Source organism: Bacillus sp. JST-5 (assembly GCF_057747715.1).
In genome coordinates this window covers 1-14329 of record NZ_JBYLHW010000066.1, presented here as the reverse complement: position 1 = coordinate 14329, position 14329 = coordinate 1, and the positions used below count along the sequence as shown (strand labels likewise).

General features: G+C 33.5%; 12 protein-coding genes and 1 pseudogene. 9 read left to right on the top strand and 4 right to left on the bottom strand.

All coding sequences use genetic code 11. The annotated features are described in order from the left end of the window. Positions 1 to 163: 163 nt before the first annotated feature. Together tagU and AC3ASS_RS11680 are read right to left on the bottom strand one after the other, a co-directional pair. Entirely contained in the window at positions 164 to 1102 is a 939-nt protein-coding gene (gene tagU, locus AC3ASS_RS11685) for a polyisoprenyl-teichoic acid--peptidoglycan teichoic acid transferase TagU (protein WP_488283709.1), read from the bottom strand. A 130-nt stretch (positions 1103 to 1232) separates the two neighbouring features. Beyond that, positions 1233 to 2204, bottom strand: a complete 972-nt coding sequence (locus AC3ASS_RS11680; RefSeq protein ID WP_488283708.1) for an LCP family glycopolymer transferase — start codon at positions 2202 to 2204, stop codon at positions 1233 to 1235. A gap of 410 nt (positions 2205 to 2614) precedes the next feature. On the opposite strand from AC3ASS_RS11680, the gene AC3ASS_RS11675 reads away from it, so the two are divergent. From AC3ASS_RS11675 to AC3ASS_RS11645, 7 genes and pseudogenes are all read left to right on the top strand, one after another. After that, entirely contained in the window at positions 2615 to 4252 is a 1638-nt protein-coding gene (locus AC3ASS_RS11675; RefSeq protein WP_488283707.1) for a bifunctional glycosyltransferase/CDP-glycerol:glycerophosphate glycerophosphotransferase, read from the top strand. Between the two features lie 29 nt (positions 4253 to 4281). Continuing rightward, positions 4282 to 4728 (top strand): CDP-glycerol glycerophosphotransferase family protein, encoded by a 447-nt coding sequence (locus tag AC3ASS_RS11670; RefSeq protein ID WP_488283706.1) that lies wholly within the window; start codon positions 4282 to 4284, stop codon positions 4726 to 4728. Positions 4729 to 4930: 202 nt separating this feature from the next. Beyond that, positions 4931 to 5326, top strand: coding sequence for a glycerol-3-phosphate cytidylyltransferase (gene tagD / locus AC3ASS_RS11665; protein ID WP_488283705.1), 396 nt, complete (start codon positions 4931 to 4933; stop codon positions 5324 to 5326). Beyond that, positions 5319 to 6518, top strand: a complete 1200-nt coding sequence (locus AC3ASS_RS11660) for a CDP-glycerol glycerophosphotransferase family protein (RefSeq protein ID WP_488283704.1) — start codon at positions 5319 to 5321, stop codon at positions 6516 to 6518. Before tagD ends, AC3ASS_RS11660 begins: the two co-directional genes overlap by 8 nt. 30 nt (positions 6519 to 6548) lie before the next feature. Further along, positions 6549 to 7811, top strand: a pseudogene (locus AC3ASS_RS11655) (CDP-glycerol glycerophosphotransferase family protein); the annotation flags it as partial. 124 nt (positions 7812 to 7935) lie between these two features. Further along, positions 7936 to 8679 (top strand): WecB/TagA/CpsF family glycosyltransferase, encoded by a 744-nt coding sequence (locus AC3ASS_RS11650; RefSeq protein ID WP_488283703.1) that lies wholly within the window; start codon positions 7936 to 7938, stop codon positions 8677 to 8679. A 228-nt stretch (positions 8680 to 8907) separates the two neighbouring features. Then, the gene (locus AC3ASS_RS11645; RefSeq protein WP_488283710.1) at positions 8908 to 9957 is read left to right on the top strand and encodes a glycosyltransferase family 4 protein; all 1050 of its coding nucleotides are present in this window, start codon (positions 8908 to 8910) and stop codon (positions 9955 to 9957) included. Between the two features lie 410 nt (positions 9958 to 10367). Here the strand turns inward: AC3ASS_RS11645 and AC3ASS_RS11640 are convergent, their stop codons facing one another. Both AC3ASS_RS11640 and AC3ASS_RS11635 read right to left on the bottom strand, forming a co-directional pair. Further along, positions 10368 to 11348 (bottom strand): LCP family protein, encoded by a 981-nt coding sequence (locus tag AC3ASS_RS11640; RefSeq protein ID WP_488283702.1) that lies wholly within the window; start codon positions 11346 to 11348, stop codon positions 10368 to 10370. 15 nt (positions 11349 to 11363) lie between these two features. Then, complete coding sequence (locus AC3ASS_RS11635) at positions 11364 to 11996, bottom strand: YigZ family protein (protein ID WP_488283701.1); 633 nt, start codon at positions 11994 to 11996, stop codon at positions 11364 to 11366. 351 nt (positions 11997 to 12347) lie between these two features. Here AC3ASS_RS11635 and AC3ASS_RS11630 point away from each other — a divergent pair, with 351 nt between their 5' ends. Both AC3ASS_RS11630 and AC3ASS_RS11625 read left to right on the top strand, forming a co-directional pair. Beyond that, on the top strand, positions 12348 to 13487 hold the full coding sequence (locus tag AC3ASS_RS11630) for a sensor histidine kinase (RefSeq protein WP_488283700.1): 1140 nt from the start codon (positions 12348 to 12350) through the stop codon (positions 13485 to 13487). 34 nt (positions 13488 to 13521) lie between these two features. Continuing rightward, entirely contained in the window at positions 13522 to 14211 is a 690-nt protein-coding gene (locus AC3ASS_RS11625) for a response regulator (RefSeq protein WP_488283699.1), read from the top strand. The last annotated feature ends 118 nt before the right edge of the window (positions 14212 to 14329 follow it).

Sequence of the window (14329 nt, the reverse complement as noted above, 5' to 3'; positions counted from 1 at the left end):
GGATTGTGGCATTAGCCCACAACTTCCTGAAAGTAGCCGGCATCCGCCAGCTACTTTCAGATAAAAATCGAAAAAATATAAAAGCAAGTGGAGAGAAACGAATTGTTTTTCTCCACTTGCTTCATTTTAGGGACTTATCGGACAGCCCCGTTGATGATTAAAATTATTCTTTAATTTCTAGATGATCTTTTAATAATTGCTGTAATCGCACACGTTCTTCCTCTGGTACGATGTAATAGTATATGGAATCAATCATCTGTCCTTGACCTTTTATTTGATGTTGCTCCATTTGCTTTGAAGCGGCTCTGTAATTACTTTGAATAGTTACCATTTCATCAAACGTTAAGTTTGTTCGTACATTTTTACCGAGCGCTTCAAAAATATCGCCATAATTAAGAAGGGTATTTAAACTTGCCCCTTCTTTAATGATCGCTTGAATAATTTGGCGCTGTCTTTGTTGACGTCCAAAATCTCCGCGAGGGTCTTCATAGCGCATCCTCGAAAACTTTAACGCTTCTTCGCCATTTAATTCAATTTCTCCCTTAGGAAAATGAACGCCTCCATACGTAAAATCTAAATCGTTATTGACGGTTACACCACCAACGGCATCAACGATATCTTTAAATCCTTCCATATTTACTTGAATAAAATAGTCAATCGGAATATCTAAAAAGTTTTCAACCGTCGCCATTGACATTTCGACTCCACCAAAGGCGTATGCATGATTAATTTTATCTTGGAATCCTTTGCCGATAATTTCCGTTCTTGTATCACGTGGGATACTTACCATATGAATAGATTCTTTCTTAGGGTTTACCGTCATAACAATAATCGAATCGGAACGTCCAACATCGCCAGATCTTTGGTCAACCCCTAAAAGTAGGACTGAGAACGGTTCATTTTTTCCTAAATTTAAATCATCGGTACGTTTACCAGGTACGATTCTATTAATGGGTTGATGCATTGTATCAACCGCATTCGTCAATGATTGATAGACAGAATATATATAAATCCCAGAAAGGACAATTAGTACACTCAATGTGATTAAAGTAATGCGAAGCCATTTCCGTTTTTTCTTCGTTTTCATGCTTCTAGTTTCCATGACAAAACCCCTTTCTTGAAAGATGACATATTGTTAGACGATAGCGTAGACAAAAAGTTACAAAATTCTACCAATCATTAATACTATTTTACTGAATTTTTTTAAGATGTCTATAAAAAAATCGGAGCAGTTATGCTCCGTTTTCATGATCATTTACGGCTACACCTGATTCGGGTAGTAAGCCAAGATGTTCTTTTAACATATGTTGAAAGTCTAAAACTTCTTGTTCGTCAGGGAAATAATACCAAATATTTCCGAGGAATCCGCCAGAACCTTTCTCAAAATTGTACTGTTCTAAATTTTTAACAGTACTTTTATAGCCAGCTTGAATTTCAACCATTTCATTAAAGGTTAAATTTGTTTTAATGTTTTTGCTAAGCGCTTCAAAAATATCATCATAATTCCATAGTGTAGAGATGCTGGCACCTTCATTTAAAATCGCTTGCATAATATCTTTTTGTCGCTTTTGTCTGCCGAAATCCCCGCGTGGATCTTCATAGCGAATACGAGAGTAGACGAGAGCTTCTTCGCCATTTAACGTAATTTCTCCTTTAGGAAAAACATATTTCCCATGTTGTAAGTCCATATCGTTATAAACCGTTACTCCGCCAACTGCATCAACAAGATCTTTAAAACCTTCCATATTCAATTTTATATAATAATCAATCGGAATATCGAGAAATTCCTCCACCGTATCGATGGACATATCAATTCCGCCGTAAGCATAGGAATGATTGATTTTGTCTTCACCGCCGCTCCAGCCCGCAATATTTACACGTGTATCTCGCGGAATACTTAACATTTTAATCGAATTTTTATCAGGATTCACCGTTACAACAATCATCGTATCAGAGCGGCCGACATCATTCTCTCGTTCATCGACTCCTAAAATTAATACGGAAAATGGATGTTTTTCTTTTAAAGAAATATCCGTTTCACGTTTATCCGTTTTATGATCTTCATGCATCGAATCGATTGCAGTTTGCATAGATTTCCATACAGAAATTATATAAACACCGCTTATAAGTAATATAGCCGTTAAGGCAATGGCCGTATATTTCAACCACTTTCTTTTCTTCTTGTTTTTATGTTCGGTTCTCAAATTGATTCTCTCCTTACTATGATTTCAAGGGTCGTCATATAGCTAAAATCATTTTATGACAATTGAATTGGTGGAAATTACCCATCTTATAAATCTTTTATTTATACCATAGTTACGTTAAAATGATTTTTCGATGTCAATTGCAAAGTAATTTTGTCGAAAATTCTTCATCGTTGTAAAAAATTTTCGGATTATACAGAGAAGTATTATATCACATAACACGAGGGTTATATATTACACTTTCATTTCAAATAAGATTGTATGATTAACAATTCTACCCAATTTCTTTTACAACTTGAATTATTTCTTAAAATACGTCAAATTTTATAGTAACGTATTATTGTCAGTGTTTTTGTTTTATGCTTTTTGAGCGTTATTCAATTTTATACAACCTAAAAGAGGTGTACTAAATGACCAAAGTTACTGTTATTATTCCGATTTATAATACGAAAGAATTTTTGTCTGAATGTTTGGATTCAGTTATCCAACAAACATATAACAATTTAGAAATTATTTTAGTTAACGATGGTTCCAATGACGGTAGTGTTGAAATTATAGATGAATATAGTAGGAAAGATTATCGTATTAAAGCGATTCATTTAAATGAAAGAAAAGGTGTAGGTTACGCTAGAAACGTTGGTTTAAAAGAAGCAACGGGTGATTATATCTATTTTTTAGACAGCGATGATTTTATTTCTGAAAACAACATTGAATTACTTATCAATCTTATTGGTGATGAAGACTTTCTTGCAGGAAAATTTGTAGAGGTTAAAAAAAGTAGAGAAAGTGCGTTAAAAGATAATGAAGGAGCCCCAGTGGCCATAAAAAATGGAAAGTTAAACTCATTTTCCTCTATTTTAAATGTTTTGATCAAAAAAGATTTTCTTGTGAAAAACAAAATTATGTTTTCAGAGGACGTAAAAGTATATACTGACCTGTCATTTATTATGCAAATGCTTGAAAAAAATAGAAATTATCAAATTGTAGAAGGATGTCACTACTACTTACGTGTGCGTAATGATCCAATTTCAAATCCATCCTTGTCCCAATTAGATTCAACAATTCGATTAGAATCATTTTTAAACGTATATATTTCGTTAAAAAAGAAATATCAAGCGGAAAAATGGATTTCTCAAATTTTGGATCATCATTTTATAAACATTTATAAAAGAAACATTCCTACATTGTTAAAAGATGAAAAAGAAATTCATCAAATAAAAACATTGATTTTAGAAGCGGGGAAGTGGCTTTTAAAAGAATCGGCAAAAAATACTTCATTTATTATCAGATGGGAATTATTAGCCTTGAAGAAAGGGAATTGGAAAAAATTAATTAAGCGAATTCAAACTCATCAATTATTAGGGGAATTAAAGTATAGTTTAACTGGAAAAACAAAATTTTATCTCTTTTTATATCATCAAGTATTTATGAAATTACCGTTAAAAGAAGATACGATAGTCTTTGAAAGTTTTTTAGGAAAAAATTATTCCGATAGCCCAAAATATATTTATGAACAACTACTTAAAGAAAATCGAAACTACAAATATGTATGGATTTTTAATAACCCTGGGAAAAAAATTCCCGGGAATGCGAAACAAGTTAAACGCTTTAGTTTCAAATACTATTATTATATGGCGAGAGCCAAATATTGGGTCAGCAATTCAAGATTGCCGAAAAGTTTAACGAAGAGGGAAGGAAATATATATCTTCAAACTTGGCATGGAACACCATTAAAAAAACTAGTATTTGATATGAAAGATATATACTCTGCAAATCCAAAATATAAAGCAGACTTTTATAAACAATCAAGAAGATGGGATTATTTAATTTCGGCAAATCAATATTCTTCGGATATTTTTCGCCGAGCGTTTAAGTTTGAAAAAGAGATGATCGAGGTTGGCTATCCAAGAAACGACATTTTATATGCAAAAGATAAAGAACGTATAGCGAACCAAATCAAAAGAAATTTAAACATCCCTCTAGACAAAAAGGTTATTTTATATGCTCCTACATGGAGGGATGATGATTTTTACGCACCTGGGAAATAAAAATTCAACTAAAATTGAATTTGAAACAAATGAAGGAAAAATTAGGCGATCAATATGTAGTGTTATTAAGAATGCATTATTTTATCGCTGATCATATTGATACCTATGGAGCAGAAGGGTTTGCTTACAACTTATCTCATTATGATGATATCGCCGAACTTTATTTAATTTCTGATTTATTAATTACAGACTATTCATCCGTATTCTTTGATTATGCGAACTTAAAACGTCCGATTCTTTTCTATACCTATGATCTAGAAAAGTATCGTGATCAATTAAGAGGATTTTATATAGATATGGAAAAAGATATCCCAGGTCCATTACTCAAAACAACGGAAGAAATCATTGCTGCCGTGCAAAATATTGAAGTAGTACAAGAGGAATATCGTGAACGTTATGAGCAATTTTATCATAGATTTTGTGCTTGGGAAAACGGAGATGCAGCCGAAAAAGTGTGTAAAATTGTCTTTAAGTAACATTTTACAGTTCGTTTACATTAGTTAAATAGATATTACGCCTAATTGGAACATCATTATATTGATATATGTTCCATTGAAAATATTGTTCGATAGACTTATAATGTTATTTAGTTTGATTTTCCTAATATTGTGTGAAGAAAAGAGTTCTAGAATGGTTGATATATATAACTAACTTTGAAAAGAAAGCGAGGGGAAATAGATGAAAAAAGTGATTACGTACGGTACGTTTGATTTATTGCATTGGGGACACATTAATTTGTTGAAACGTGCGAAAGAACTAGGTGATTATTTAATCGTTGCTCTTTCAACGGATGAGTTTAACGAGTTAAAAAATAAAAAGTCTTATCATAGTTATGAAAACAGAAAATTAATTTTAGAGTCTATCCGTTATGTAGATGAAGTCATTCCAGAAAGAACTTGGGAACAAAAAATCGAAGACATTAAAAAACATAACGTAGATATATTTGTCATGGGTGATGACTGGAAAGGTCATTTTGACTTCTTGAAGGAATATTGTGAAGTTGTTTATTTACCAAGAACAATTGGCATTTCTACAACAAAAATTAAAAAGGACTTAAAAGTGAAAAATGGTTAGAGAATTGGCTATCGGCATCTATTTATTGATTTTTAAATGCCTGTTTTCATTATTTAACCTTTTTCCGTTGAAAGAGAAAACGACATTCGTTGTTTCTTTCGGAGATAATGCTCAATTCCTTTTGGATGAAATAGAAAAATTAAACATCCAAAAGGATATTGTTATTCTTCAGCAAAAAAGTAGTAAAATCAACTTTTTTGAGAATAATAGTTATAAAGTTTATCATTTTGAATCAGCCCATATTATTCACTTCATCAAATCGATTTATCATTTAGCGACATCGAGAACGATTTTAATTGATAATTATTTTGGCTTTTTAGCGGTAACAAACTTTAAAGAAGAAGTGGAAGTCATACAGCTTTGGCATGCTGCTGGAGCTGTGAAAAAGTTTGGGTTGCTTGATCATTCGGTTGAAAAACGTTCACATATGGCTAAGAAAAGGTTTAAAAAAGTATATGAAAAATTTCATAAAGTGGTTGTCGGTTCAGAAGAAATGGCTAAAATATTTACTCAGGCATTTGACCTTCCATCTTCCTCCATTTTGAGGACAGGGGTACCTAGAACCGACTTTTATTATGATACCGTCTTGCATCGGAGCATTAAAGAGAGACTTTATCATGAATTTCCTTATTTAAAAGACAAAAAAGTTATCTTATATGCTCCCACTTATCGAGATGGGCAATTAAAAGATGCTCAACTTGAACTAGACATTAAACAATTGTATGAGCAACTAAAAGATGAATATGTATTACTAATTAAAATGCATCCGGCCATAACATTAAATAACCCTATTATTCATGACAATCGTTATCATGATTTTGTATATGATTTCTCAAACTATCCAAACGTTCATGAACTATTGCTCATTACAGATCTTTTAATTACCGACTATTCCTCCATCCCAATGGAGTTTTCAATTTTAAGACGGCCGATGATATTTTATATTTATGATTATGAACAGTATAAGCAAGAACGTGGTGTTTTTGATATTGATTTACCTGGACCAATTGTTCAAAGTACTGACGAAATCATTGAACAAATTAAAAAAGGTGACTTTGATGACGAAAGATTGGATGCATTCTTCCGAAGATGGAATCTATATTCCAATGGAAACTCATCGCAAAATTTATTAATGTACATGTATCAAGAAGATTTTGCAGAAGAAAAGATCCGTCAAAAAAGTGTTTTGTAGTATAAACCTCCTTTAAGGAGGTTTTGTTATAATTACAATGAGAAATCGGACTTACTGTTATTTTTGTCGGAAAGGATATTTTTTATGACAAAAAAGCTTATACGCAAAATAAAAGATATGGCAGAAGTTTTCTATAAAGTATTATTTACAATAGCTACTTTCTTACCGGTGAAAAAAAATCTTATTGTTTTCGAAAGCTTTTTAGGAAAGCAATATAGTTGCAATCCTCGAGCGATCTATGAATATTTAAAAGAACATCATCCTGAATTTCAACTCATCTGGAGTGTCAATAAATCCTATAATAAAATTTTTAAAGAAAAGAATATTCCGTATGTGAATCGTTTTTCAATTCGTTGGATTTATTATTTAGCTCGCGCCGAGTATTGGGTGAATAATAGCCGTTTACCTGCATGGATACCGAAACCAAAACATACAACATTTTTACAAACATGGCATGGTACCCCATTAAAAAAACTGGCACTCGATATGGAAGAAGTTTATATGCCAGGCATTTCAACAGAAAAATATAAAGAAAAGTTTATTGAAGAAACAGGTCGTTGGGACTATTTAATATCGCCAAACAGGTACTCAACAAATATTTTTAAACGCGCCTTTCAATTTAACAATACAATGATCGAATCTGGATACCCAAGAAATGATATTTTATATTCTGATAAAAAAGAGCAGATCGTTCGTCAATTTAAACAAAAATATCAAATCCCTTTAGATAAAAAGATTATTTTATACGCTCCGACATGGCGAGACGATCGATATTATGAAAAAGGTCGATATAAATTTGACCTTCAGTTAGACCTTACAAAGCTACAACAACGATTTGGAGAAAAATATGTTGTTATATTACGAATGCATTATTTGATTGCGGATTCAATTGATTTATCCAGTTATTCAGGTTTTGTATATGATTTTTCGAATTATGAAGATATTAATGAACTTTATATCGTATCGGACATATTAATAACGGATTATTCGTCGGTATTTTTTGATTATGCGAATTTGAAGAGACCGATTATTTTCTTTGTTTATGATATCGAACGGTATCGAGACAAACTGCGCGGATTTTATTTTGATTTTGAAAAAGAAGCACCTGGACCGTTAGTAAAAACAACTGAAGAATTAATAGATGAAATAGAAATACTTGAAAATGACGGATTTCAAATGAATGAAAAATATATCCGCTTTCATCAAGAGTTTTGTGGTCTTGAGTGTGGAGAATCAACCAAACGTGTAGTTGAGAAAGTATTTTTAAAGGAAGGTAAGTTTTTAAAAATGTGAAAAGGTCAACGGGATGGTGAAAGCCAGACTGGCCATGCTATTATAGGTAAACATAACTTCGTATAAAATACATTTCATTGATAACAGTCAAATAATGCTCTGTTTCGGAATAGTGGGGAGAAGAATGGATAAAATAAAAATTTTAGGAATCCCATTTCATAATGTTACAGCAAACGAAATGATTGAAGAACTAACAAATAAAATTGAATCAGGAACGAAATGTTTTACCGTGACCGCCAATCCAGAAATTGTTATGTACGCACAAAAGGATGAAAAGTTTAAAAGCACCATAGAAAATGCAGATTATATTGTTCCAGATGGGATTGGTATTATCATCGGTTCAAAAATTATAAAAGAACCTTTAAAAGAGCGTGTAGCAGGTTTTGATTTAATGATGTCCTTATTAGAAATCTCTAATCAAAAACATTACCGTGTCTATTTTTTAGGTGCAAAAGACCATGTGGTAAAAAAAGCAGTGGAAAATTGTCAAAAGCAATTTCCTCATTTGAAAATAGCTGGATATCATCACGGATATTTTGATATGAATGACAATCGTATTGTCGAAAATATTCGAATGGTAGAGCCAGATTTAATTTTTGTTGCGTTAGGATTTCCAAAACAAGAATTTTGGATTTCCAAACATTTTGCTCAGTTTCAAAAAGGTGTGTTTATGGGTGTTGGGGGTAGTTTTGATGTATTGGCTGGAGAAGTCAAGCGTGCCCCTAAAATGTGGAGAGACTTGCATTTAGAATGGTTTTATCGTTTGTTGAAACAACCGTCAAGATGGAGAAGAATGTTAGTTTTACCGAAATTTTTATTAGATGTTGCTACGTTGAGATTGCATAAAAAAGGAAAAGCTAAATTTTGATGGAATAGTTGAAACAAATTCATGTTTTACGTCTAATTCATATGAGGAAAAGATTTAGCGTGTTTTTGTCTAATTATGTAGAAAACCATTCTTATAAAATGGCTAGACATTCATAATTTTGTCATTTAATATTAATTGAAGAGGTTTGTTTATTTGAATAAGCCCATAAAACTAAACGACCGTTTAACATAGATGATCTGCAGCCTACCTTTGAGGGGGACATTAATGATGTTAGAACTTACGCTTTTAATATCTTTTGCCATCAGCTTAGGAGTTACTCCTTTTGTAATTAAGCTGGCAAACAGGATGGGAGCAACTGACAAGCCCAATTATCGAAAAGTTCATAAAGCGGCGATCCCCAGTTTAGGTGGAATCTCTATCTTTATTGCCTTTATCATTGGAGTTATGATTATTCAACCTGAGGAGAGCTTTCATTTAGCTTTTATCCTTGGTGCTTTTATTGTGTTTATTACAGGCTTATTGGATGATATTTATGATTTGCGTCCATCCTATAAATTAGCCGGGCAATTATTGGCGGCTTTTGTAGTTGTATATTTAGGAGATATTCAAGTCACCTTTATCAATTTACCATTTGGGAATACGTTAGAATTTGGAATATTAAGTATTCCGATTACGATTATTTGGATTGTTGGTGTGACCAATGCCATTAATTTAATCGATGGCCTAGATGGACTTGCTGCAGGAGTTTCTTCAATTGCACTCATTTGTATTGCTGGTATGGCCTTCATTATGTCAGATGCTTATGTATTAGCGATTGCTCTTCTCCTTTTAGCAAGTACTGTCGGATTTTTATTCTTTAATTTCCACCCTGCAAAAATTTTTATGGGGGATACTGGAGCTCTATTTTTAGGATATGTCATTGCAGTATTGTCGTTACTAGGATTTAAAAACGTAACATTTATTTCTTTTATTATTCCGATCTTAATATTAGGTGTACCAATTTCAGATACGTTTTTTGCGATTATTCGTCGCTTAATTAATAAAAAACCTTTGTCAGCACCGGATAAATCTCATTTCCATCATTGTTTATTAAAGTTAGGTTTTTCTCATAGACAAACGGTGTTAATCATTTATGCAATTAGTGCGTTATTTGGATTATCTGCCTTTATCTTTTCCTTAACTACTGTTTGGGGATCTATTCTTTTCATTACCATCTTAGTCTTATTGATTGAATTAGGTGCTGAAAAAATTGGACTCATTAACCAACAATATAAGCCGTTATTACGATTTGTAAAAGGATTCAATAAAAACCGATAAAAAAATCCCAAATGCCTTTTAATTGGCTATTTGGGATTTTTTGTTCTATTGCATTGATTCAAGTGTGACTCCTTTTCATACGTCACTAGGCGCTCGCCTCTACTTTTCTATTGTCTAGCTACGGCACGAACGCCTAGTGAACGATGACCTCTCTCCCCTGCGATAAGTCAACAACAGCTCGTCCCTCGCTGTGTTTCCTTTATCTCAGTCCGAGAGGCCCTCCCGTTCATACGGCGTTCAAAATGTGCCTCCGCTTTTCTAATTGTCTAGTTCGGCTCGCAGTGACTAGCGAACGACCCACTCCTTCCCCTACGATAAGTCAACATCGACTCGTTGCTCGTCGTGTTTCCTTTATCTCAGTGCAGGAGTGACTCCCGTTCGTACGTCACTAAGCGCTCGCCTCTACTTTTCTAGTTCAACTCTAGGTGTTGTTTTAGTGTTTGTTTGATTTCGTTTAGGTTTTGTTCGTCTAATTGGTAATAATAAATTCCATTGATGTAAGCGTCGCTTCCTTTTAATTGAAGGGTTTCAATATCTACCCCAGATGTGACAGAAAAATAATTCATTAACGCTTTTAGTTCAGAGAAGGATAAATCCGTTGTCATATTTTTTCCAACTGCTTCAATAAGATTCCCGTATTTTGTAAAAGCTGATACCGATGTAGCTTTTTTGAATATCGCTTTCATAATTTCTTGTTGTCTTTTCCCACGCTCAATATCGCTATCTTTTCTTCTCGTTCTAGCCAATGCCAGTGATTCTTCACCGTTTAATGTTTGTAATCCAGGCTTTAAGTGAATGGAACGTCGATCGTTAGAATCAAGCTCAACCACTTCATAAGGAACTTCTACTTCAATTCCACCTAAAGCATCGACAATATCAATAAAAGCATGGAAGTTCATTTTTACATAATAATCAATTGGAATTTGCAATAACTCTTCTACTGTTTCAACGGTTCCAATCACGCCTTCATAGGCATGAGCATGTGTGATTTTATCAAATGTTCCTTTAAAAGGGAAATACACATACGAGTCACGAGGTATATTTAACAGTGTAATTGAATTATCTTTTTCGTTTAGAGTTGCTAACATTAACGCATCAGATCGGGCACCAGAGTTTTTAGAACTTCTAATTTCACTTTCATCCACACCGATAAATAAAATAGAAATGTTATCTTCTCCGACTTTAATATCAGAATCACGATATTTCGATTTATGATCAATTTTTTCATATGATTCATTCGCTGCATTTTCAGCCTTTAAATAAAGATAATACCCATAAGAAAAACCTGATAATATAAGCAATAGCAGTGGAAGGATGATAAACATTTTCACTTTCTTTTTTAATCTACGTCTTTTTTTTCTTGATCTTAATTTTCTCGAATCATTTCGCATGTAGAAAATCCTTTCTTATACATCAAATTCTAAAAACAATTCTTCTTTTTGTTCCATACGAGCTTGTCCATTTGTCAATTCTGTCATCCATGCCGTAAATGTCTCTTCTTCTCCTGAATTGACATACGTTTCAATCTTCACTTGATCAAGATAATGGATATCTTTTATTTGATATATTGACCCTCTCAACTCATTCTCTACTTTTCCTAACCAAGTATAATCAATCGTTGTTTCCATCACGCGCGTAAGTTTTCGTTCAACGATTCCAACAGCATCTAATCCTTCTGATGTTGCTTTTCCATAAGCACGGATCAAACCGCCGGCTCCCAACTTTATGCCACCGAAATATCTTGTTACGACTACGACCGTATCTCGTAAATCACGTTTTTTTAGCACTTCTAAAATTGGAACACCGGCTGTACCGCTTGGCTCTCCGTCATCATTGGCTTTTTGTATTTGATTATGTTCACCAATCAGGTAAGCGGAGCAATTATGAGTGGCATTCCAATGAATTTTTTTTATATATTGGATGAAGTTTTGCGCTTCTTCTTCCGTTTCAGCTCTGTTGACATGGGCAATGAATCGGGACTTTTGAATGACGATTTCATGCTCACCTTGTCCTTTAACGGTTTTATAATTTGTGCGCAATGAAATCGCTCCTTTCTTTAATCATCAATCATTTCAATTATAAAGCGATTGAATTAATCGCGCAATGAAATGTAGAAATCGATAAATTATTGACGAAAATTGAAAAATTGTCCATACCATTCGACTCACTAAATATGGTATGATTAAATAATAAAAATACTACATATTGTAAGGGTTCGAAAAATCAATAAGACTATGTAGGATAAATGACCTAAAAAAATACAAATATAGGAAAACACCTAAGGTAAAATGCTTATTTTATCCAGTGCTGCATAGTCTTGGATTGATTTTCACGCTAAAATAGAGATAATGATGGGTAATGGTTAGTAAGCCCTAAAGGAGTATATCTAAATGTCCATTAAGCAAATAGATATGAGAACCATTGATCAAATATTAGAAAAAATGATCGATACTGTTGGGAATAGTAAAAACGAAATCTTTGAAATCGGCGAACAATGCCGCAAAGATTATGAATCGATCTTAGATGAATTAGAAAAAATTAAAGAAATGATTACAAAAGTCATCGATGATGAAGAAAAATTAGACCAAGAAGTTCGTTTTGCTCGCAAACGTCTTGCAGAAGTAAGTAAACATTTTAAAAGTTTTTCTGAAGAAGAAGTTCGGGTCGCCTATGAAAATGCTCATAATTTGCAAATTAAATTATCCTCGATTCGGCAGCTAGAACAACAGCTGCGAGAAAGAAGGGACGATCTCGAACGAAGATTAACGAGTGTGAAAGAAACGATCCAACGTGCTGATCACCTCGTTTCACAAATTTCTGTTGTGTTAAATTATTTAACAGGTGATCTCAAGCAAATAGGTGAATTTATCCAGGATGCAAAAGCAAAACAAGAATTTGGTCTACGAATTATTGAAGCTCAAGAAGAAGAAAGAAAACGCTTATCAAGAGAAATCCATGACGGCCCTGCACAAATGCTGGCAAATGTCATAATGAGATCGGATTTAGTGGAAAAAGTGTTCCGTGAACGAGGAACGGAAGAAGGATTAAAAGAAATTAGAAGTTTAAAAACAATGGTTCGAGATGCTTTGTATGAAGTTCGACACATTATTTATGATTTACGACCGATGGCATTAGATGATTTAGGACTAGTTCCTACGTTAAAAAAATATTTGCAAACGGTCGAAGAATACAATCAATCAGCAAAAGTGACATTTACGAATATTGGGGTGGAAAGAAGAGTTCCGGAAAAACTTGAAGCGGCTATGTTTCGCTTAATTCAAGAAGCGGTTCAAAATGCTTTTAAACATTCGGAAGCAAGTCATATCCATGTAAAGCTTGAAATGAATAAAGACAACATCATCGCTATTATTAAAGATGATGGGAAAGGTTTTGACATATCTAAAAAAATCGAAGGTTCATATGGTCTAATCGGAATGAGAGAGAGAGTCGATTTACTGAATGGAGAATTAACGGTTGATTCGAAAATCGGCTTCGGAACGGTGATTCTTATCCGTGTTCCATTACCATAAGTCAAAATTCGCAAAGTTTTTAGGAGGGGAAACCATGACGTCCATTGTCATCGTTGATGATCATCAATTATTCCGTGAAGGGGTTAAACGTATATTAGAATTTGAGGAAGATTTTCAAGTAGTCGCGGAAGGAAATAATGGGGAAGAAGCGATTTCTTTAGTGAAAAAATACAACCCTGACGTTGTTCTGTTGGATATCAATATGCCGGAGTTAAACGGAATTGAAGCAACGAAAAAATTAGTAAACGAATACCCAGAAACAAAAATTATCATTTTATCTATTCATGATGATGAAAATTATGTAACCCATGCATTGAAAACAGGAGCAAGCGGATATTTATTAAAAGAAATGGATGCGGAAGCATTAATCGAAGCAGTCCGTGTGGTGGCAAGCGGTGGTTCATATTTACATCCAAAAGTTACTCACAATCTTGTGAAAGAGTTTAGAAGACTTGCAGAAAACACAGCTGTTCATCAAATGGCAACAGCTACGGTTGTTCAGCAAGAAGTTCGCCGTCCACTACACTTACTCACTAGAAGAGAATGTGAAGTATTACAATTGCTTGCTGATGGAAAAAGTAATAAAGGAATCGGTGAAGCTTTATATATAAGCGAAAAAACGGTGAAAAACCATGTCAGCAACATTTTACAAAAAATGAACGTTAATGACCGCACTCAAGCCGTCGTATTAGCGATCAAACGCGGATGGGTAAATGTTGGTTAATCTTTCGGTGCACCTTTCGTAGAGAAAGGTGCATATTTTTTTGGCTCTATACTAAATTTTGGGGTTTAAGAACAAATTGAAAGCAAAAAAGAAGCACGCATACTCCAATTTCTCTTAT

Excerpts from the sequence above, each read along its gene's own strand:
- AC3ASS_RS11670 (WP_488283706.1), top strand. The coding sequence starts at position 4,282 with ATGAAGGAAAAATTAGGCGATCAATATGTAGTGTTATTAAGAATGCAT.
- AC3ASS_RS11640 (WP_488283702.1), bottom strand. The coding sequence starts at position 11,348 with ATGCGAAATGATTCGAGAAAATTAAGATCAAGAAAAAAAAGACGTAGA.
- AC3ASS_RS11675 (WP_488283707.1), top strand. The coding sequence starts at position 2,615 with ATGACCAAAGTTACTGTTATTATTCCGATTTATAATACGAAAGAATTT.
- AC3ASS_RS11645 (WP_488283710.1), top strand. The coding sequence starts at position 8,908 with ATGTTAGAACTTACGCTTTTAATATCTTTTGCCATCAGCTTAGGAGTT.
- AC3ASS_RS11660 (WP_488283704.1), top strand. The coding sequence starts at position 5,319 with ATGGTTAGAGAATTGGCTATCGGCATCTATTTATTGATTTTTAAATGC.
- AC3ASS_RS11650 (WP_488283703.1), top strand. The coding sequence starts at position 7,936 with ATGGATAAAATAAAAATTTTAGGAATCCCATTTCATAATGTTACAGCA.
- tagD (WP_488283705.1), top strand. The coding sequence starts at position 4,931 with ATGAAAAAAGTGATTACGTACGGTACGTTTGATTTATTGCATTGGGGA.
- AC3ASS_RS11625 (WP_488283699.1), top strand. The coding sequence starts at position 13,522 with ATGACGTCCATTGTCATCGTTGATGATCATCAATTATTCCGTGAAGGG.
- tagU (WP_488283709.1), bottom strand. The coding sequence starts at position 1,102 with ATGGAAACTAGAAGCATGAAAACGAAGAAAAAACGGAAATGGCTTCGC.
- AC3ASS_RS11630 (WP_488283700.1), top strand. The coding sequence starts at position 12,348 with ATGTCCATTAAGCAAATAGATATGAGAACCATTGATCAAATATTAGAA.